The 18,891-nt window shown below is 62.2% G+C and carries 18 protein-coding genes and 1 pseudogene; 8 read left to right on the top strand and 11 right to left on the bottom strand.

All coding sequences use genetic code 11. From position 1 onward, the window contains the following. Window positions 1–250: 250 nt before the first annotated feature. Window positions 251–883 carry a LysE family translocator gene (locus IB264_RS01335; protein WP_025425628.1) on the bottom strand — a complete coding sequence of 211 codons (633 nt, stop codon included), beginning with the start codon at window positions 881–883 and terminating at the stop codon, window positions 251–253. 174 nt (window positions 884–1,057) lie between these two features. Between IB264_RS01335 and IB264_RS01330 the strand changes: the two genes are divergently transcribed. Then, a complete protein-coding gene (locus IB264_RS01330) occupies window positions 1,058–1,675 on the top strand; it encodes a LysE family translocator (RefSeq protein WP_025425627.1) in 618 nt (205 codons plus the stop codon). Between the two features lie 137 nt (window positions 1,676–1,812). Continuing rightward, on the top strand, window positions 1,813–2,781 hold the full coding sequence (gene cysK, locus IB264_RS01325) for a cysteine synthase A (RefSeq protein WP_025425626.1): 969 nt from the start codon (window positions 1,813–1,815) through the stop codon (window positions 2,779–2,781). Between the two features lie 467 nt (window positions 2,782–3,248). On the opposite strand, the gene IB264_RS01320 is transcribed toward cysK, so the two are convergent. Both IB264_RS01320 and IB264_RS01315 read right to left on the bottom strand, forming a co-directional pair. Then, entirely contained in the window at window positions 3,249–3,740 is a 492-nt protein-coding gene (locus tag IB264_RS01320) for an SRPBCC domain-containing protein (protein WP_025425625.1), read from the bottom strand. A gap of 351 nt (window positions 3,741–4,091) precedes the next feature. Continuing rightward, a pseudogene (locus tag IB264_RS01315) lies at window positions 4,092–5,623 on the bottom strand (YifB family Mg chelatase-like AAA ATPase). 331 nt (window positions 5,624–5,954) lie between these two features. On the opposite strand from IB264_RS01315, the gene IB264_RS01310 reads away from it, so the two are divergent. Continuing rightward, a complete protein-coding gene (locus IB264_RS01310) occupies window positions 5,955–6,719 on the top strand; it encodes a methyltransferase (protein ID WP_025425624.1) in 765 nt (254 codons plus the stop codon). A gap of 62 nt (window positions 6,720–6,781) precedes the next feature. Beyond that, a complete protein-coding gene (locus tag IB264_RS01305) occupies window positions 6,782–7,156 on the top strand; it encodes a hypothetical protein (protein ID WP_025425623.1) in 375 nt (124 codons plus the stop codon). 215 nt (window positions 7,157–7,371) lie between these two features. Here the strand turns inward: IB264_RS01305 and gshB are convergent, their stop codons facing one another. The 8 genes from gshB to rsmI all read right to left on the bottom strand — a co-directional run bounded on the left by gshB (window position 7,372) and on the right by rsmI (window position 15,298). Further along, the gene (gshB, locus tag IB264_RS01300) at window positions 7,372–8,319 is read right to left on the bottom strand and encodes a glutathione synthase (RefSeq protein ID WP_025425622.1); all 948 of its coding nucleotides are present in this window, start codon (window positions 8,317–8,319) and stop codon (window positions 7,372–7,374) included. Between the two features lie 209 nt (window positions 8,320–8,528). Then, entirely contained in the window at window positions 8,529–9,521 is a 993-nt protein-coding gene (locus IB264_RS01295) for an endonuclease (RefSeq protein WP_025425621.1), read from the bottom strand. Beyond that, window positions 9,518–10,633, bottom strand: a complete 1,116-nt coding sequence (locus tag IB264_RS01290; RefSeq protein WP_025425620.1) for a sn-glycerol-3-phosphate import ATP-binding protein UgpC — start codon at window positions 10,631–10,633, stop codon at window positions 9,518–9,520. Before IB264_RS01290 ends, IB264_RS01295 begins: the two co-directional genes overlap by 4 nt. 64 nt (window positions 10,634–10,697) lie before the next feature. Next, window positions 10,698–11,540: a sn-glycerol-3-phosphate ABC transporter permease UgpE gene (ugpE, locus tag IB264_RS01285; protein ID WP_025425619.1), complete on the bottom strand. Its 843-nt coding sequence runs from the start codon at window positions 11,538–11,540 to the stop codon at window positions 10,698–10,700. 10 nt (window positions 11,541–11,550) lie between these two features. Next, window positions 11,551–12,546 (bottom strand): ABC transporter permease subunit, encoded by a 996-nt coding sequence (locus IB264_RS01280; protein ID WP_025425618.1) that lies wholly within the window; start codon window positions 12,544–12,546, stop codon window positions 11,551–11,553. Window positions 12,547–12,551: 5 nt separating this feature from the next. Then, window positions 12,552–13,850, bottom strand: a complete 1,299-nt coding sequence (locus IB264_RS01275; RefSeq protein WP_025425617.1) for an extracellular solute-binding protein — start codon at window positions 13,848–13,850, stop codon at window positions 12,552–12,554. A 160-nt stretch (window positions 13,851–14,010) separates the two neighbouring features. Next, window positions 14,011–14,379 carry a YraN family protein gene (locus IB264_RS01270; protein WP_025425616.1) on the bottom strand — a complete coding sequence of 123 codons (369 nt, stop codon included), beginning with the start codon at window positions 14,377–14,379 and terminating at the stop codon, window positions 14,011–14,013. Next, entirely contained in the window at window positions 14,369–15,298 is a 930-nt protein-coding gene (gene rsmI / locus IB264_RS01265; RefSeq protein ID WP_025425615.1) for a 16S rRNA (cytidine(1402)-2'-O)-methyltransferase, read from the bottom strand. Before rsmI ends, IB264_RS01270 begins: the two co-directional genes overlap by 11 nt. A 255-nt stretch (window positions 15,299–15,553) precedes the next feature. On the opposite strand from rsmI, the gene dnaN reads away from it, so the two are divergent. The 4 genes from dnaN (at window position 15,554) to pyrF (ending at window position 18,807) form a co-directional block, all read left to right on the top strand. Beyond that, window positions 15,554–16,672 carry a DNA polymerase III subunit beta gene (gene dnaN, locus IB264_RS01260; RefSeq protein ID WP_025425614.1) on the top strand — a complete coding sequence of 373 codons (1,119 nt, stop codon included), beginning with the start codon at window positions 15,554–15,556 and terminating at the stop codon, window positions 16,670–16,672. 222 nt (window positions 16,673–16,894) lie between these two features. Continuing rightward, entirely contained in the window at window positions 16,895–17,497 is a 603-nt protein-coding gene (gene pmtA / locus IB264_RS01255; protein WP_025425613.1) for a phospholipid N-methyltransferase PmtA, read from the top strand. Window positions 17,498–17,509: 12 nt separating this feature from the next. Beyond that, window positions 17,510–18,106, top strand: a complete 597-nt coding sequence (locus tag IB264_RS01250; RefSeq protein WP_025425612.1) for a histidine phosphatase family protein — start codon at window positions 17,510–17,512, stop codon at window positions 18,104–18,106. Continuing rightward, window positions 18,103–18,807, top strand: coding sequence for an orotidine-5'-phosphate decarboxylase (gene pyrF / locus IB264_RS01245; protein ID WP_025425611.1), 705 nt, complete (start codon window positions 18,103–18,105; stop codon window positions 18,805–18,807). Before IB264_RS01250 ends, pyrF begins: the two co-directional genes overlap by 4 nt. Window positions 18,808–18,891 lie beyond the last annotated feature (84 nt).

Raw genomic sequence — 18,891 nt, 5'->3', positions numbered from 1 at the left:
CGCGCGGCAGCGAATTGCCTGAAGCCCGATAGAGGCCGCTTATCTGAAACGCGTCGCGATCTCTACAGCGCCGCGCGTCCTATTAGACGCGCAAAGGTCGCTGTAGCACTTTGAATGGCTGCATGTTTTTATCGCTAAATCGAATAGGATTTAACGAAACATGCAGTAGGATTCGCTGACTGCGCTTAAAGCTTTGGTTTTTGCGCATGTCGTGATCGCAAAGCCGCTGCCCACTTTTGCGCGACATGTGTCAACGGCGCGCTTCGGCGGCCATGCTGAGGGCAAAGCCGAACAGTGCCGTGCCCATCGCCCAGCGCTGCACGACCATGAACAGGGGACGCCCGGCCAGGAAGGCGGCGATAGAACTTGCCGCCAGCGCAATCATCGCGTTGACCGAGACACTGGTGGCGATCTGGATCGAGCCGAAGATCATCGACTGCGCCAGCACATTGCCCGCCTCCGGGCGGATGAACTGCGGCAGGAGCGAGAGATAGAGCACGGCCACCTTCGGGTTGAGCAGGCTCGTCAGGAAGCCCATCAGGAACAGCTTGCGCGGACCGTCCTTCGGCAGGTTCTTGATCTGGAACGGCGAGCGCCCGCCGGGCCTGACCGCCTGCCAGGCGAGATAGACGAGATATCCGGCACCGGCGAGCCGCAGGACATCATAGGCGAAAGGCACGGCCAAGAGCAGCGCGGTGATGCCGAGCGCCGCCGAGACCATATAGACGACGAAACCGAGCGCGACGCCGCCAAGCGAGATCAGGCCGGCCGCCGGCCCCTGGCTGATCGAGCGGGAGATCAGGTAGATCATGTTCGGCCCGGGTGTCAGCACCATGCCGAGAGCAATGAGGGCAAAGCCGATGATGTTTTGGATCTCGGGCATAACGCGCGCCTTTATTGAGTATTTCCCAAAGCTCTACGCATCTCCAAAAACCGGGCAACGCCAGACTTGTCACCCGATCAATTTTGTCGCGAAATTGCCGCTCGCCCGCCGATCCCGATTTCCATTTTCGACGCTCTTTGGTAAAAGCGGCGTCGCCACCCGGGAGGAACGATCATGACGCTTGCAGCCCTGCTTGCCTATAGCGGCGCTCTCTTCATCGCAGCCATCATTCCCGGCCCCGGCGTGACGGCGCTCGTTGCGCGAGCGCTCGGCTCCGGCTTTCGCGAGACCTTCTTCATGGGGCTCGGCCTGATCCTCGGCGACATGGTTTACCTGACCGCCGTGGTGCTCGGCCTGGCGCTGATCGCCCAGACCTTCACGACCGCTTTCCTGATCGTCAAGTTCGCCGGCGTGCTCTACCTCGGCTACATCGCATGGAAGCTTTGGACCGCCGGCCTGTTGCCGCGGGACATCAAGGCGAAGACATCCGCAAGCGTGTCGATGTCGTTCCTTTCGGGCCTATTGGTCACGCTCGGCAACCCGAAGACAATGCTGTTTTATGTGGCGCTGGTGCCGACGCTGATCGACATTGCGGTGATCGGGCCGCGCGAATACGGGCTGCTTTTGATCGCGACGTTCCTCGTGCTGCTGACCGTGCTTCTGCCCTATATCCTGCTTGCCGCACGGGCGCGCACGCTGCTCAAACAGCCCAAGGCATTGCTGGCGCTGAACCGCGTTGCCGCTGGCGTGCTGGCAGGCACCGCCGCCTATATCGCTACCCGCGCCGCCTGAAAAAACATTCCCCGGACTGGGCTTCCGCCGGTGGTTTTTCCTCCGGCTGATCGTCGCGTCGCGGTTACCGTTCTGGAATAGAACGGGCATGGCCCCTATTGTCACAACCAAATCGTCACACCCAAGGGAGAAACTTAATGTCTGACACGCGCAAGCCCGGCCGCGGCCGCGTCTACTCCTCGATCACGGAAACGATCGGCGACACTCCCATCGTGCGGCTCGACAAGCTTGCCAAGGAAAAGGGCGTGAAGGCCAACCTTCTCGCCAAGCTCGAATTCTTCAACCCGATCGCTTCGGTCAAGGACCGCATCGGCGTTGCCATGATCGAGAGCCTGGAAGCGCAGGGCAAGATCGTTCCCGGCCGCACGACACTGGTCGAGCCGACCTCGGGCAACACCGGCATTGCGCTCGCCTTCGTCGCCGCCGCCAAGGGCTACAAGCTGATCCTCACCATGCCGGAAACCATGTCGGTCGAGCGCCGCAAGATGCTGGCGCTGTTCGGCGCCGAGCTGGTACTGACCGAGGGCGCCAAGGGCATGAAGGGCGCGATCGCCAAGGCGCAGGAGCTGGTCGAGACCTTGCCGTATGCCATCATCCCGCAGCAGTTCGAAAACCCGGCCAACCCGGAAATCCACCGCAAGACGACGGCCGAGGAGATCTGGAACGACACCGACGGCAGCGTCGACATCCTCGTCTCGGGCATCGGCACCGGCGGCACAATCACTGGCGCCGGCCAAGTGTTGAAGGCACGCAAGCCGTCGATCAAGGTGATCGCCGTCGAGCCAGAGGAATCGCCCGTGCTTTCGGGCGGAAACCCTGGCCCACACAAGATCCAGGGCATCGGCGCCGGCTTCGCGCCCGCGATCCTCGACACCAGCGTCTATGACGAAGTCGTCACCGTCAACAGCGGCGAAGCCGTCGAGATCGCCCGGCTCGTTGCCCGGCTCGAAGGCGTGCCGGTCGGCATCTCCTCGGGTGCGGCCCTCACCGCCGCCATCGAGATCGGCCAGCGCCCGGAAAACGCCGGCAAGAACATCGTCGTCATCATCCCATCCTTTGCCGAGCGGTACCTTTCGACGGTTCTGTTCGAAGGCCTGGGCGCGTAAGCCGATCATTGCAAAGTGCAAACGAAAGGGCGCTTCGGGCGCCCTTTTTTGTTGCCCACTGCTGGACTGCGGGCGTCACCGCCGGCCCCGCGTGCGCCAAACCGGACCTTCAAACCACGTCGCTGGCCTGAAACACCGGCATCCGTTCTCTTCATTGAGAATGTTCCGGTTTAAACGGAGGCGCAAAAGCGCTCTATCTTCTTGTTTTTACGAATTCTGACGAGATTCCGCTTCGTACTTTTTCTCGAAGCGCTCGAAAGCGCTTCACGATCTCCAGGATTCGCTTGCTGCCCTTTCAGCTCTTGTTTTTTGCGCATGTCGTGATCGCGAACCCGCTGAACACTTTGCGCGACATGCTTTTCGCGCCGCGATCTTTCAGATTCGCTTTCTGCGCTTTAAGCTCTTGTTTTTGCGCATGTCGTTATCGCAAAACCGCTGCACACTTTTGCGCGACATGCTTTAGGAAGCTATGCTCTGGGGTTTCGCTCGGTGAAACCAGCAAGATTGGCAAGCGTCGATGAAAGACCCGCCTCGTGATCCTCCCGCGATATGCCTTCAGGAACATTCGCGCAGGTTACACGCACCCGGGTGCCACCGGATATCGTCTCCGGTGCCCAGGTGATCGTCATGATCCCGGCAAATGCCGGATCTTCGGATTCGAACTCCACCTGCTGCACGACGCGTTCATTCGGGCGCAACTCGACGAAGCGCCCCTCGACAATATCGGTCTCATCCGACGTCTTGCCGCGATTGCCATGTTCGGATTTATCGTAGACGAGCGCCATGCGATAGCGACCGCCCTCTTTCGCCTCAAATGCATGGACATGGCCCGTCATCCCCTCCGGGGGCAGCCATCGCGTCACGGCTTTCGGATCAAGCAGTGCCAGATAAACCACCTGCGCGGACGCCACGATCACACGTTCGGCGCTATCCGTTCGTCTGAGCGAACCGTTCGTCATGACAAACCTCCCAAATTGAGCAGTGCGGCAAGTATCCGGTGCCGTCATCAAGATAGGGCACTCGACCGTTTCCGCCTATTGCCGACGGCAAGCGCGGAAGAAGCGTTGCAATGACCACTCGAGAGAACCTGCAACGAAGGACGACCATCGCCGCAGAGCGCCGCGACTCCGCCAGTCAGACATGGCGCCCAGTGGACGCGGCAAGGCTCCAAACTTGCCCCGTTAGTTTCCAACTTGGGTCGATGCGCATGTCAGGAATTGTGCGGCAGCATACAAAAGCAAAGTCGCCGACTTCCGAAACCGCAATTGCAGGTAACGCGGACGGCGACTGCCCGACGCCGTCAACGACCGTCAGGCGGCCGCTTGCAGACGCTCGCCGGCGATGCGGTAGGAGATCGCTTCGGCCAAGTGCAGCCGGCCGACGGTCGCGCTGCCATCGAGATCTGCGAGCGTACGCGCCACCTTCAGGACGCGGTGGTAGCCGCGCGCTGAGAACTTCAGTTTTTCGGCAGCGTCGCGCAGCAACTGCAGGCCGGCTGCATCCGGTTCGGCAATGCGTTCGATCATCGCCGTCGAGCAGCGGGCGTTGCTGGATGGCTCGCGACTGCCGAGCGCGGCGAAGCGATCGATCTGCAATTGCCGGGCGCGGGCGACACGTCTTGCCACAGCAGCACTGGCCTCTGCCGCCATCGGCCGGATCAGGTCTGCGGCGCTGACAGCCGGTACGTCGATGCGCAGATCGATCCGGTCCATCAACGGGCCGGAGATGCGCGCCTGGTAATCGCTCATGCAGCGCGGGCCACGGGCGCAGGTGCGGCCGGGTTCACCCGCCATGCCGCACCGGCACGGGTTCATCGCTGCCACCAGTTGGATCGCGGCGGGATAGGTGACGCGATGGTTGGCACGGGCAATGATGCATTCCGCCGTTTCCAGCGGCTGACGCAGGGCATCAAGCACCTGCGGGGGGAACTCGGGAAACTCGTCAAGGAACAGAACGCCGTTGTGGGCGAGCGATGCCTCGCCTGGTTTCGCTCGCAAGCCGCCACCGATCATCGCCGCCATGGTGGCGGAATGGTGCGGCGTGCGGAACGGCCGCCGGTCGGACAGCTTGCCGCCCGGCAACTGGCCGGCGATCGAGTGGATCATCGAGACTTCGAGAAGCTCGGCAGGCGTCAAGGGCGGCAGGATCGACGGCAAACGCGAGGCCAGCATCGATTTGCCCGAGCCCGGCGGTCCAACCATCAGCAGATTGTGGTTGCCGGCGGCGGCGACTTCGAGCGCCCGCTTGGCGCTCTCCTGTCCCTTGATATCGGCAAGATCAGGCAGATCGGTAGCGCCGGCGCGAATGGCAGGCTCCGGCCGGGAGAGCACCTGCGTGCCCCTGAAATGATTGGCGATGGCGATCAGGCTGCGGGGTGCAAGAATATCGATCTCGGCGCCGGCCCAGGCGGCCTCCGGACCGCTTTCGGCCGGACAGATCAGCCCCTTGCCGAGCGCATTGGCGCCAATTGCGGCCGGCAGCGCGCCGGCGACGGCCGCGACCGTACCGTCGAGATTGAGCTCGCCGATCACCACATAGCCATTCAGCGCGTCGCCGGGGATGGCACCGAGCGCGGCCATCAGCCCTAGCGCGATCGCGAGATCAAAGTGGCTGCCTTCCTTGGGCAGATCCGCGGGCGCGAGATTGACGGTGACTTTCTTGGCTGGCAGCGCTAGACCAGACGCATGAAGGGCTGCCTGCACCCGCTCGCGGCTTTCGGCCACGGCCTTGTCGGGCAGGCAACGATCTGCATGCCGACCCGCCCGGGTGCAACCATCACCTGAACGTCGACCGGCACACCTTCTATCCCCTGGAATGCAACCGTACTGACCCGCGCAACCATGACCGCCTCTTCGACCAGGGCGGCCCGCCATGCCGCCGCAACCCCGGTGGTTGCAGCGATAAATCTTGCACGGAAAACACACAAAAACAAGAACAATAACAGAACATCACGCCTTGCGTCGCGCAGATGCTTGAGCAGCACATCGCTCGACCGTCCCACCGTCACCAGACGTGCTGAAACCCAGAGATCGCCCGCCGGCCATCGGCGCGCGTTCGCAATCGGTCTCGAAACGTATCAACCGCTTGCGCTCAACTTGGATCCAAGCGGCCACAGGCGGATTGCCGATGCCATTCGAACGCCTACTTAGTCCTCATGTTTCCAGAGGGGATTGATGATGGTTGGCATCCGCGAACTGAAAAAGCGCACTCGATACTTTCTACATGGAGACAAAACGCTGCCTGGGTATGCCGCTGACGGCCTCAGGACGACGAACAAGAACACGTCGTTCATGGACGAGCCGCAGTTTGCATCAGCATGGACCATTGCCGAGGAAGGCAACCGGGAGGCCTGGCGGAAGCGCGGCCGCGTTCCCGATGTTCGCTGGCGCGCGCACACGTGCTGTTGGGCGGCATCGCGGGCGCTTCGCCTGGAAGGCGACTTTGTGGAATTCGGCGTGAACGCCGGTCTTCTGTCAATGACGGTGTGCCGGTATCTCGGTTTCGAAGCGCTCGATCGCAAATTCTGGCTGTTCGACACGTTCGGCGGCATCCCGCACGGGCACATGACCGACGTGGAACGCCGCCTGACAACGCAGCGAAACACCGGCATCTACGAGGACGTTTTTGAGGTCGCGAAGCGCAACTTTGCACCTTTCCCCAATGCACATCTCATTCGCGGCGTGCTGCCCGATACCCTCGAAGGCGTTCCGCTCGGAAACATTGCCTATCTTTCGATCGACCTGAACGTCGCGCAATACGAGAAGGAATGCATCGAACGAGTGTGGGACAATCTCGTACTGGGGGCAACAATCGTTCTCGATGACTATGCGTTCCGCGGCAGCGAGGAACAAAACGCGATGTGGAACGACTTTGCGAGGAAAAACGGTCAGGCGATTTTGACGCTGCCGACCGGCCAGGGAGTGATTGTCGTCCAGTGAACCGTTTTGCTCCCGTTCATGATTCCGTCGGTAAAATGCTCGGGCAGTCAAAGGAGAGCCCTATGATCAGGATGATCAAAACATGTGCGATAGCCACCATCGCGTGCACCTTCGTAGTAGGAGCGGCAGCTTCCCAGGATCTGGATATTTATATCGACGGCGGTGGCCCGCGCTACCGTGATCAGCCACGCTACTATGACGAGCCCCGGTACTATGACGAAGACGACGGCTGGGGCGAGCAGCAATATCGCCGCCGACCGCCGGAAGCCTATCAGTGCACACCGCGCCAGGCGCTTAACAAAGCCCAAAGATATCTTCGCAATCCACGCGTCGGCCGGACGTCGCAGGAGATTATTGAAATTCGCGGAATCGGCAGCCGTGGCGAACGCAATCGCATCATCTTCGGTACGCGACGCGGGTGCCCGCGCATAGGCTGACAAAGCAACCAATCACGGTCCAGGGAGCACTCGCTCGGCTGGCCTTTTTGGAACGGTATTGCTGGGAGCCTGTTCCCATAGAGCGTCTGCAACAGCTCGGTGATGGACGCCAGCCAATCAGCACCACGATCGGGATCGGCCAGAGCGCGTCTGCGCGCTGGTAGCATCTCGTGGCTACAGCGCGCGCCTGTCGTCTAACACGTGCGCCGCCTGCGCTAGGCGCGCTTGCGCTCGATCGCGTCCCAAAGCAGGCTGGCGACGTCGGCGCCGCCGAACTTCTTGACTTCGCGGATGCCGGTCGGCGACGTCACGTTGATTTCGGTCATGTAGTCGCCGATGACGTCGATACCGACGAAGAGGAAGCCGCGCTCCTTCAGCGCCGGTGCGATGCGGGCGCAGATTTCCTTCTCGCGCGCCGTCAGTTCGGTCGGCTCGGGCCGGCCACCGGCGTGCATGTTGGAGCGGGCGTCGTGCTCGGCAGGCACGCGGTTGATGGCGCCGACCGGCTCGCCGTCGACGAGCAGGATGCGCTTGTCGCCCTTGCGCACCGCCGGCAAATACTCCTGCGCGATGAAGGGCTCGCGGAACATCTGGCCGAACATTTCAAGCAGCGACGACATGTTGCGATCGTCGCGCGCGGAATGAAACACACCAGCGCCGCCATTGCCGTAGAGCGGCTTCAGGATGATGTCGCCCATTTCCTCGCGGAATCGCGCGATCTCGGCGGCATCGCGGGTAATCAGCGTCCTCGGCATCAGATCAGCGAATTCGGTGACGAAGATCTTTTCCGGCGAGTTGCGCACCCAGGCCGGGTCGTTGACGACAAGCGTCCTCGGATGCAGGCGCTCGAGCAGATGCGTCGAGGTGATGTAGGCCATGTCGAAGGGCGGATCCTGGCGCAACAGGATCACGTCCATGGTCGAAAGATCAAGCCGTTCCGGCTCGCCGAGCGTGAAGTGGTCGCCCTTGACGTCGCGCAACGTCATCTGCTGCGCAGTGGCGAAAACCTTGCCGTCACGCAGCGACAGCTTCTCCGGGGTGTAGTGGAAGAGCCGGTAGCCGCGGGCCTGTGCCTCAAGGCACATCGCGAAGGTGGAATCACCTGCGATGTTGATGCCCGACACATGGTCCATCTGGACCCCGACATTGACGATTTTCGCCATCTTCCTATCCCCGTTAGATCGCGATGACCTTGGAGCGGTCCGATCCAAGGTCATAAACGTGATCGATATTAATACGTTAGAGCGAGATGCGGGCGGAGAACCGAGCAAACGTTTCCTCATCCCGCTCTAGAAATGCCCGCAACATGTAGAATGCGGACTCGCCTTAGGCAAGGCTCGAGCGCCAAGCATCGAGCGCTTCAGCGGCAAGGCTATTCAAAGCCCTCGATGACGCAGGTGATGAGATCATGATCCGAAAGCGGACGGCCGTCCGCGTCGAGCGAAGGAATGATCCCGCTTTCGCCGATCTTCAAGCCCCGTGACAGAAACCAGTCGAGTTTCATCGCCCGCTCCGGCCAGCGCGTGATCAGGCTGGGGCGGGTCGTCATCAGCTCGATCGGCCCGCCATGGCGGGTGAAGCCGCGCGCAGCGCTCGTGGTGAACAGCCCTTCGGCCTCGAAATCACCGCCAGCGTGGTTGCCGGTGTTGAGGTCGCCGCCGATCAGCACAGGCAAGGCCAGGAAGGCTTCATCGAGCGCCTCGATCAGTTCCTTCACCTGGCGCTCGCGATAGGGCGCCGTGGTGGCGCTTTCGAGATGGGTGGAAACGGCAACGAAGGGCCCGGCTTGCGTCTCGATCACCGCGCCGATGGCAAAGCGTTCGCCGACGCGCGGCTGATCGCCGCCATCCATGAACCACAGCCGTTTGCCCCAGAGGCGGAGCATGAACGGCCGGCCGAGCGGCACCGCAGCCATCAACGCATTGCCGTGAAAACCCTTTTCGTTGAAGTCGTCCTTGCAGAATTCCAGTTCAGTATCGGAACCGAGGCCGAGCTCGATGAACTCGACGCCGTAGGCATATTGCATCTGGAGCGTGGCTGCGACCTCCGCGGTCGGGTGGCGCTGGCCGGTGCGGGCCATGCCGTTGTCCATTTCCGAGAGCAGCACGACCGGCGCGTCGGTTGCCGCCAGATGCGCGGCACTTTCCGGCGCAAACAGGCAGCGCTCCAGGTTCCAGGCGGCGATGGTAAACGGAAAGGCAAGCGGCTCGCCCGACGACGGCGCGCCGCCGATCTCGATGCTGTTCATCTCGGGAAGTGCTGCCATCACGGCATCATGGGCTGCGATCGAACGTTCAATCGCCGTGAAACCGGCGCGGGTTTCCTGCGAGGGCACGGTGAGGCTGATGACAGTCTTTTCGATCACAATGCCGGCTCCAGGCTGACGGGACGAGCGCTTTCGGCAGTATTGGCGAAAGACGTTCCGCGCTCCAGTCGCTTGCCGTTCTCGGGCGAGAAGAAATGCAGGCGGCCCGTTGCAATCGTGACAGCAAGATCGCCGGACAAGGGAATTTCGGGAGAAAGCGCCACGGTCAGCGCCTGATCCTCGATGGTGCCGTGGACGAGGCGTTGCGCGCCGAGTTCCTCGACATAGTCGACCTGAAACAGCATCGCATCCTCGCCGACGGCGGCAAGCCGCAGGTCCTCGGCGCGCAGGCCGACGGTGACCGGCCCTTCGACCGGCGCACTGTCGCCAAGCTCGATCCTGTAGGTGCCGACAGAAAGGCGCGAGCCTTCGATGCGGCCCTTGATCAGGTTCATGGCGGGCGAGCCGATGAAGCTCGCGACGAAGGTCGAGGCCGGGCGATGGTAGACATCGAGCGGGCGGCCGATCTGCTCGATCCGGCCACCGTTGAACACCACAAGCCGATCGGCCAGCGTCATCGCCTCGAGCTGGTCGTGCGTGACATAAAGCGATGTGGTGCCGAGGCGCTTCTGCAGCCGCTTGATCTCGCCACGCATGGAAACGCGCAGCTTGGCGTCGAGGTTGGACAACGGCTCGTCGAAAAGGAAGGCTGCCGGCTTGCGCACGATGGCGCGGCCCATGGCCACACGCTGACGCTGGCCACCGGAAAGCGCACGCGGCTTGCGGTCGAGATAGGGCTCGATCTCCAGCATGCGCGCGGCTTCCGCTACACGGGCGTCGATCTCGGCTTTCGGCGTCTTGCGGTTCTTCAGACCGTAGGCGAGGTTCTGGTAGACCGTCATATGCGGATAGAGCGCATAGTTCTGGAAAACCATGGCGATGTCGCGCTCAGCCGGATCGACCTCGTTGATGACGCGTGGGCCAATCTTGACCGTGCCTTTCGAGATGCCTTCAAGGCCTGCGACCATGCGCAGAAGCGTGGACTTGCCGCAGCCGGACGGGCCGACAAGCACGATGAACTCGCCGTCCTCGATATCGATCGAGACGGACTTTACCGCCTCGACGTTGCCGGTATAGATCTTCGAGACCTCGGCGATGGTGATGGCCGCCATGGCTGCCTCCGTTGGTAAATTGCGGTTTGAGGAAGCGGCAAAGACGGCTTCGCCTCTCCTTTGTCTACTTGTCGCTTTCCGTCAGGCCCTTGATGAACCAGCGCTGGAAGATCACCACGATCAGGACCGGCGGCAGCATGGCAAGGATCGCCAGAGCAAAGGCCTCGTTGTAATCGGGGATGTTCGAGCCGACCCAGACGAGCAGGATCTGCTTGATGCCGCGCACCAGCGTGAAGAAACCTTCGTCCGTGGTCATCAATGTCGGCCAGAGATACTGGTTCCAACCATAGACGAACATGATGATGAAGATCGCCGCCATCATGGTGCGCGACAGCGGCACCAGCACGTCGATGAAGAACTTGAACGGGCCGGCGCCATCGATGCGCGCTGCCTCGAGCAATTCGTCCGGCACCGACTTGAAGAACTGACGGAAATAGAAGGTACCCGTCGCCGACGCGAGCAGCGGCACGATCAGGCCGGTATAGGTGTTGGTCAGCTTCAGCGTGTTCATCACCTCGTAGGAGGGAAGAATGCGCACTTCGAGCGGCAGGAGCAGCGTCGTGAAGATGATCCAGAAGAAGAAGGTCGCGAGCCGGAAGCGGAAATAGACGATCGCATAGGCGGCCAGCATCGACAAGACGATCTTGCCGAGCGCGAAGCCGAGGCCGAGGATCATCGAGTTCATCATCATGTTGAGGCCGGTGATCTTGCCGGTGAAGCCGCCCTTGCGGGTGAGCACCGTCTCGTAGGTCTCGACGAAATGGCCGCCCCAGCTGAGGCTGAGGCCGTTGCGGTGGATATCCGCCGCCTCGTGCGTCGACGTCATGAAGGCGACCACGACCGGTGCCACCATGATGAAGACGCCGGTGAGGAGGATGACGTGGTCGAAAAACTTGGTGCGATACATCGGCCCCGCCTCAATTGTAGTGCACGCGCCGCTCGATGAAGCGGAACTGGAAGATGGTGAGCACGAAGACGATGAGCATCAGGATGACCGACTGCGCCGAGGAGCCGCCAAGGTCGTTGCCGCGGAAACCGTCCATGTAGACCTTGTAGACAAGGGTGATCGGATTGTTCGCCGCCTTGTCTTTCACCATGACGTCGATGACGCCGAAGGTGTCGAACAGTGCGTAGGTGACATTGATGATCAGAAGGAAGAAGGCGGTCGGCGCGAGCAGCGGCAGGATCACGGTCCAGAAGCGGCGGAAGCCCGAGCGGCAATCCATGGCCGCCGCCTCGCGCACCGCGACCGGAATACCCTGCAGGCCGGAGAGGAAAAAGATGAAGTTGTAAGGGATCTGCTTCCAGACCGAGACGACGATCATCGAAAAAGCCGTATCGAAATAGTTGAGACCGACCTTGATATCCCAGCCGAACCAGCGGGCAAGCTCGACGATCGGGCCGATATGCTGGTCGAAGAACATCATGCCGATGAGGCCGGCAACCGGGGGCGCGATCGCATAGACCCAGATGAGCAGCGTCTTGTAGGTGGCGTTGCCGCGGATGACCCCATCCGCCTTGACGGCGAGCAACAGGCCGATCGACAGCGCGAAGAAGGTGACGAGCGTGGTGAAGATCGCCGTGAAGCGCGAGATGCCCAGATATTCGCCCGACTTCAGCACGTCGGTGTAGTTCGCCATGCCGACGAAGGTCGAGCCGAAGCCGAACGGGTCTTCCAGATAAAAGGACGACTGGATCGCCTGGATCGACGGCCAGTAGAAGAACACGAAGATGATCGCCAGCTGCGGCGCGAGAAAGAGGTAGGGCAGGTAAGGCGAGGAGAACTGCACGCGCTTGGCAGTCGCGTCGCCGTCCTTCGGTTTGCCGCCGAACAGCCGGAGGGCGCCGAAGCGACGCCCGTCCGTTCCCGTCCCTCCCCGCGGTGCGGGGAGGCTTTCCGTTCCAGAGGTCATCGAGATCAGCCAGCCGTCTTGGCGAAGCGGGCGAGCAGCTCGTTGCCGTCCTTCTCGATCGTGTCGAAGGCGTCCTTGACCGTGGTTTCACCGGAGAAGATGCGGCCGTATTCGCGTTCCATGATCTCGCGGATCTGCGGGTAGAAGCCGAGGCGGTAGCCCTTCGACCAGTCGCCGGCCGGCAGCATCAGCTGCTTGATGCCGACTTCCGCGACCGGCTTTTCCTTGTAGTAGCCGTCCTTCTGGGCAAGCTCGTAGGCTGCCTTGGTGATGGCCACGTAGCCGGTTGCCTTGTGGTAGAAGTATTGGATTTCAGGCGAGGTCAGGAACTGGAAGAAGTCGGCGACGCACTTATTTTCCTCGTCCGACTTGCCCGACATGGCAAACAGTGCCGCGCCGCCGATGAAGGAGTTAGTGCCGGCACCCTCGATTGCGTTCCAGTAGGGCAGGAACGTCGCCGAGAACGGCATCTGCGCCGTCTTCTGCAGGCCGCCGAACGAACCGGACGAACCGATCCAGAATGCAGCCTTGCCTTCTTCGAAGACCTTCTGGTTGTCGTTCCAGCCGGCGCCGTAAAAGGCGAAGTAACCTTCGTCCTTCCAGGCCTTGAGCTTGTCGAACATCATGACCAGGTTCGGATCGGTGACCTTGAGCTTGGTGTCGGCGACGCTGTCGTAGCCGTTGTTGTTGGTGGCGAACTGGATGTTGTTGCGCGAGAAGAAGTTCTCGGTGAACTGCCAGGTGAGCTGCGACTGGACGAGCGGGATGTAGCCGGCGGCTTTCAGCTTCGGTGCTGCAGCCTCGAACTCCTCCCAGGTCTTCGGTGCTTCGACGCCGGCCTTTTTCAGGGCTTCGTCGTTCACGTACATGATCGGGGCCGACGAGTTGAACGGCATGCCGACGAACTTGCCTTCGCTATCGGCGTAGAAGTAGCGCACGCCGTCGATGAAGGCATTGCGGTCGAAGTTGTGGCCGGCCTTGATGATCAGATCTTCGGCGGGAACGACGGCGCCCTTGGCGTTGATGATGGTCGCTGCACCGGCGTCGAAGACCTGCAGAATGTTCGGCTGTTCGCCAGAGCGGAATGCGGCGATGCCGGAAGCGAGCGCTTCCTCATAGGTGCCCTTCGAAACCGGGGTCAGCGCGCAGGCGCTCTGGGCTTCGTTGAACTTCTGCGAGATCTCGTTGATGACCTCGCCGTTGCGGCCGGCCATGCCGTGCCACCAGGTAATATTGGTTGCGGCTAGCGACGAGGTTGCCGAAAAAGCAAGGGTGAAAGCTGCGAGTGAAATTTTCTTGAACATGACTGGTCCTCTCCACCGAGTTGCGGATGGCAGTGGACTAGTGGCCTTCAATGACAGGCCGGTAACGCTTTTATGTCGGGACGATTACAAATTCGCGAATCTGTTCCAAGACGGGATGCGGGCGGAACACCGCAATCATTTTCCCTCATCCCGCGCCGGTTCAGAACGCATCGGGCAGGTGTCGCGGCCAGCGCCAGGGTGTCACCGTGATGATATCGTAACGGACGGAAAGCCTGGCGAAATCGGGTTGGCGTGCGAGCCAGAGATCGCTGGCCGCGCGAATGCGGTGCTGCGCCGTTCCGGTGACGGCGAAGACCCCGTCGTCGGCCGAGCGCCGGGCCTTGACCTCGACGCAGGCGATGAGATCACCCCGCCGCGCAATGATGTCGATTTCGCCCAGTTTGGTGCGATGACGCATGGCGACGATGCGGTACCCTTTGACGATCAGGCAGAGGGCCGCGCGATACTCGGCGAACCGACCGCGCCTCTGAGCCCCAAGCCTGCGTCGATCGGGCCCTTCAGTCGCCATGGCGGCCCTTGAGTTCCAGCAGCCGGTCGTAAAGCTCCTTGCGCGGAAGGCCCGTCTGCTTTGCTGCCTCGGTCGCCGCCTTGCCGGTCGACATATCGGCGATGAGCCGCGTCAACAGCGCATCAACGTCGGCGGCCTCCGGTTCCGGCGGCGCGTCCGGCGGGCCGATCACGAACACGATCTCGCCCTTGACCGCGCCGGCATCGTCGTAAAACGCCTTGAGTTCGCCGAGCGTGCCACGGCGGAATTCCTCGAAGGTCTTGGTCAGTTCGCGGCACACGGCCGCCTTTCTGTTTTCGCCGAGCACGGCGGCGGCAGCCGCCACCGTGGCGGCAATCCGGTGCGGCGATTCGAAGAACATGAGCGTCGACGGCACCGTCGCCAACTCCTGCAGCCGATCGCGCTTGGCCTTGTCCTTGGTCGGCAGGAAACCGGCGAAGAGAAAGGCGTCGTTGGGCAGGCCCGAACCGACAAGGGCGGCAAGCGGGGCTGAGGCGCCTGGGATCGGCACGACGCGATAGCCTGCATCGATCGCCAGCTGCGCCAGGCGATAGCCGGGATCGGAGACAAGCGGCGTGCCGGCATCGGAGACTAGCGCCACCGATCTGCCCTCGCCAAGAGCCGCCAGCAGCCGCGGGCCGACCTCGTCGGCATTATGCTCGTGGTAGGCGTAGGGCCGGTTGACGATGCCGTAACGGTCGAGCAGCACGCGGGTGACGCGGGTGTCCTCGCAGGCGAGCACGTCGGCGCCGGCAAGCGTTTCAAGCGCCCGCAGGGTGATGTCGCCAAGATTGCCGATCGGCGTCGCCACCAGATAGAGCGCGACATCGAGCGGACGCGCGGGAATGCTGGCATTGTGCAGCCGATAGCTGCGCTGCTTCTGCCCATCCGAGGCGTCCGACGTCTTATGTTTTTCCAACTGCAGCTTCCTGATGGCGATGCCGGCTGACCGGTTTTAGTCTTTATGAGTGAGCCGACATGGCAGAGCAAGGGCGCCAAGCGGCCGGCTGGTGCGTCATCTGGGGACAGCGCCAGTCAAACCCCTTGCTTTTCAGGCGCTGTTTCTGCCATTTTGCCGGTCCACATCCTTCCGGTCGGTCGGCCGGGACACTCGCAGTTGACGCTGCGGCGGGAGCCTCGCCCGCCCAGCAACGGTTGAAAGCGGTAGCATCCCATGCGCATTACTCTCGAGCGGTCCAATCTCCTGAAGTCGCTGAACCACGTTCACCGCGTGGTCGAACGGCGAAACACGATCCCGATCCTCTCGAACGTTCTTTTGCGCTCCGACGGCGCGAGCCTCGAGATGAAGGCGACCGACCTCGATCTCGAGATCACCGAGGCGACGCCGGCGCAGGTGGAACAGGCCGGCGCCACCACGGTTCCGGCGCACCTGCTTTATGACATCGTGCGCAAGCTGCCCGATGGCTCGGAAGTGCTGCTGGCGACCAACGCCGAAGGCACAGCGATGACGGTCGCCTCCGGCCGCTCGAAATTCTCACTGCAGTGCCTGCCGCAATCCGATTTCCCCGACCTGACGGCCGGCAGCTTCTCCCACACCTTCCGCCTCAAGGCGACCGACCTGAAGATGCTGATCGACCGGACGCAGTTCGCGATCTCGACCGAGGAGACCCGCTACTATCTCAACGGCATCTTCGTGCACACGGTCGAGAGCAAGGGCGACCTGAAGCTGCGCGCCGTGGCAACCGACGGCCACCGCCTTGCGCGCGCCGACGTCGAAGCGCCGTCCGGCTCCGAGGGCATGCCGGGCATCATCATTCCGCGCAAGACCGTCAGCGAACTGCAGAAGCTACTCGACAGCCCCGATATCATCGTGACGCTCGAAGTATCGGACGCCAAAATTCGCCTGACGATCGGCTCGATCGTGATGACCTCAAAGCTGATCGACGGCACCTTCCCGGATTACCAGCGCGTTATACCGGCCAACAACGACAAGGAACTGCGCGTCGATTGCCAGTCCTTCGCCCAGGCCGTCGACCGCGTTTCGACGATTTCCTCCGAACGCGGACGCGCCGTGAAGCTGGCGCTGGCCGACGGCCAGATGACGCTGACGGTCAACAACCCGGATTCGGGCAGCGCGACGGAAGAGCTGCCGGTCGGCTACGAGCACGACCCGCTCGAAATCGGTTTCAATGCAAAATACCTGCTCGACATCACCTCGCAGCTGACGGGAACCGACGCCATCTTCATGCTGGCCGACCCGGGCTCGCCGACGCTGGTGCGCGATCTGGCGGCCGAGGACGCGCTTTACGTGCTGATGCCGATGCGGGTTTAGCCGCCCGTGCCGCGGTGAAAAATTAAGACCCGTCACGCCGCGCGTGGCGGGTTTTTTGTTGGCGCTGATATTCGCGTGCTGTTGATAAGACGACGCTTTCAGGCGTAGACAGACTTGTTTTTGCCGCAGATGGGATCACATTATGTCTGCAATGTCCGTTCCCCGCTCGAATCAGCGGAACCGGACGATCCGTATGAGAGGACGACGGTTTTGAGGGGTTCAATGAATTTGCGCGTGAAGGTGAAGGAACGGCTTGGCCGGAAATTCGACGAGGAGATCCGTTTCTTCAAGGGGTGGATGAGCAATGCGAAGGCGGTCGGGGCAATCCTTCCGACGTCTTCCGTCACCGCCCGCCGCATGGCGAGCGTCATCAATCCCCATTCCGGATTGCCGGTTCTTGAACTCGGCCCCGGAACCGGCGTCATCACCAAGGCGATCCTGGAGCGCGGTCTAGCAGCGGAAGATCTGGTGTCCGTCGAGTACTCCACCGACTTCTACCAGCAGCTCAAGGCAAACTTTGCCGGCGTCAACTTCATCAACGGCGACGCGTTCGATCTCAAGCAGACGCTTGGCGCGATGACGGACCGGACCTTCGACAGCGTCGTGTCTGCCGTGCCGCTGCTCAATTTCCCGATGCATCGTCGCGTCGAGCTGATCGTGGATCTTTTGTCGCGCATCCCGGTCGGCCGTCCCGTCGTGCAGATCTCCTATGGTCCGCTGTCGCCTGTGGTTGCCATGCCCGACCGCTACAGCATCCAGCATCTCGATTTCGTCGTGCGCAACATTCCCCCGGCGCAGCTCTGGGTCTACCGCAAAGCGCACTGACAGGGCACACCATTGTTCGGTCTGTATATCACGCACCCGCAAGTGCAGATCGATCCGGCAGTTCCCGTGCCGAAATGGGGACTGTCGGAGATCGGATATGCGCGAGCGGAAGCGACGGCGCGGCAGCCGTGGGTTCGAACGCTCGGGCGGATCGTTTCGAGCGACGAGACCAAGGCGATCGAGACCGCGAACCTTCTGGCCGGAGCGGCCGGCGTCGCGATCGAGACCGACGACACGATGGGCGAGAACGACCGCTCGGCCACCGGCTTCCTGCCGCCCCCGGAATTCGAGAGGGCGGCGGACTGGTTCTTCGCCAATCCGAACGAAAGCTTCAACGGCTGGGAGCGCGCCGTCGACGCGCAGGCCCGCATCTCGGCTGCCGTCTTTCGTATCCTTGACGAACACGACGCCAAAATCCCGATCGCTTTCGTCGGCCATGGCGGCGTCGGTACCCTCTTGAAGTGCAAGCTGGGCGGCACCGCCATCAGCCGAAGCGCCGACCAGAAGGGCGGCGGCGGCGGCAATCTCTTCGCGTTCCGTCTTGCGGATCGCGCCCTCACATGCGACTGGACCCCGATGGAATTCTGGCAGGGGGTGACCGCGACATGACCGAGACCGCACGCGACCGACTGATCGTCGGCCTGGATCTTCCGACAATCGCAGAGGCTGAAAAGATCGTTACCACGCTTGGTGACGACGTGACCTTCTACAAGATCGGCTACCAACTGGTGTTTGCCGGAGGGCTCGAGTTCGCCCGCGATCTGGCCGCAAGCCGCAAGAAGGTCTTCCTCGACATGAAGCTGCTCGACATCGACAACACGGTGGCCAAGGGCGTCGAGAACATCGTCAAGATGGGCATGTCGATGCTGACGCTGCACGCCTACCCCAAGGCGATGAAGGCGGCGGTCGAGGCAGCCAGGGGATCGGATCTCTGCCTGCTCGGCGTTACCGTGCTCACCTCGATGGACGAGCAGGACGTGATCGATGCGGGCTACGAATACGACCCGCACACGCTGGTGCTGCGCCGGGCCGAACAGGCCCGTGCCGCCGGCATGGGCGGCATCGTCTGCTCGGCCGAGGAATCCTCCGCGGTGCGCAAGATCATCGGCCCCGACATGGCTCTGGTGACCCCAGGCATCCGCCCGGCCGGAGCCGAGAAGGGCGACCAGAAGCGCGTCATGACACCCGCCGACGCGCTGAAGGCCGGATCGAGCCACCTCGTCGTCGCGCGCCCAATCGTCGCAGCCGCAGATCCGCTTGTCGCCGCGCGCGGCATCCTCGACGAGATGAACGGCGCGCTTTCGCGCTGATCGTGACACCCGCGTGCAACAGGTCGGCGATCCCTCTCGTACATCGCCGCCCTCTGCAACCGTTCCGCTTGACCTTGCCCGGAA

This window comes from Ensifer sp. ENS11 (assembly GCF_014851895.1).
In the GTDB taxonomy this organism is placed as follows: domain Bacteria; phylum Pseudomonadota; class Alphaproteobacteria; order Rhizobiales; family Rhizobiaceae; genus Ensifer; species Ensifer canadensis.
Note: the sequence above shows the minus strand (reverse complement) of the source record. Positions and strands in the feature narration are given on the sequence as shown.

Excerpts from the sequence above, each read along its gene's own strand:
- IB264_RS01320 (WP_025425625.1), bottom strand. The coding sequence starts at position 3,740 with ATGACGAACGGTTCGCTCAGACGAACGGATAGCGCCGAACGTGTGATC.
- pmtA (WP_025425613.1), top strand. The coding sequence starts at position 16,895 with ATGAATTTGCGCGTGAAGGTGAAGGAACGGCTTGGCCGGAAATTCGAC.
- cysK (WP_025425626.1), top strand. The coding sequence starts at position 1,813 with ATGTCTGACACGCGCAAGCCCGGCCGCGGCCGCGTCTACTCCTCGATC.
- IB264_RS01275 (WP_025425617.1), bottom strand. The coding sequence starts at position 13,850 with ATGTTCAAGAAAATTTCACTCGCAGCTTTCACCCTTGCTTTTTCGGCA.
- dnaN (WP_025425614.1), top strand. The coding sequence starts at position 15,554 with ATGCGCATTACTCTCGAGCGGTCCAATCTCCTGAAGTCGCTGAACCAC.
- IB264_RS01270 (WP_025425616.1), bottom strand. The coding sequence starts at position 14,379 with ATGGCGACTGAAGGGCCCGATCGACGCAGGCTTGGGGCTCAGAGGCGC.
- IB264_RS01310 (WP_025425624.1), top strand. The coding sequence starts at position 5,955 with ATGATGGTTGGCATCCGCGAACTGAAAAAGCGCACTCGATACTTTCTA.
- IB264_RS01330 (WP_025425627.1), top strand. The coding sequence starts at position 1,058 with ATGACGCTTGCAGCCCTGCTTGCCTATAGCGGCGCTCTCTTCATCGCA.
- pyrF (WP_025425611.1), top strand. The coding sequence starts at position 18,103 with ATGACCGAGACCGCACGCGACCGACTGATCGTCGGCCTGGATCTTCCG.
- IB264_RS01305 (WP_025425623.1), top strand. The coding sequence starts at position 6,782 with ATGATCAGGATGATCAAAACATGTGCGATAGCCACCATCGCGTGCACC.
- gshB (WP_025425622.1), bottom strand. The coding sequence starts at position 8,319 with ATGGCGAAAATCGTCAATGTCGGGGTCCAGATGGACCATGTGTCGGGC.
- IB264_RS01290 (WP_025425620.1), bottom strand. The coding sequence starts at position 10,633 with ATGGCGGCCATCACCATCGCCGAGGTCTCGAAGATCTATACCGGCAAC.
- IB264_RS01335 (WP_025425628.1), bottom strand. The coding sequence starts at position 883 with ATGCCCGAGATCCAAAACATCATCGGCTTTGCCCTCATTGCTCTCGGC.
- ugpE (WP_025425619.1), bottom strand. The coding sequence starts at position 11,540 with ATGTATCGCACCAAGTTTTTCGACCACGTCATCCTCCTCACCGGCGTC.
- IB264_RS01280 (WP_025425618.1), bottom strand. The coding sequence starts at position 12,546 with ATGACCTCTGGAACGGAAAGCCTCCCCGCACCGCGGGGAGGGACGGGA.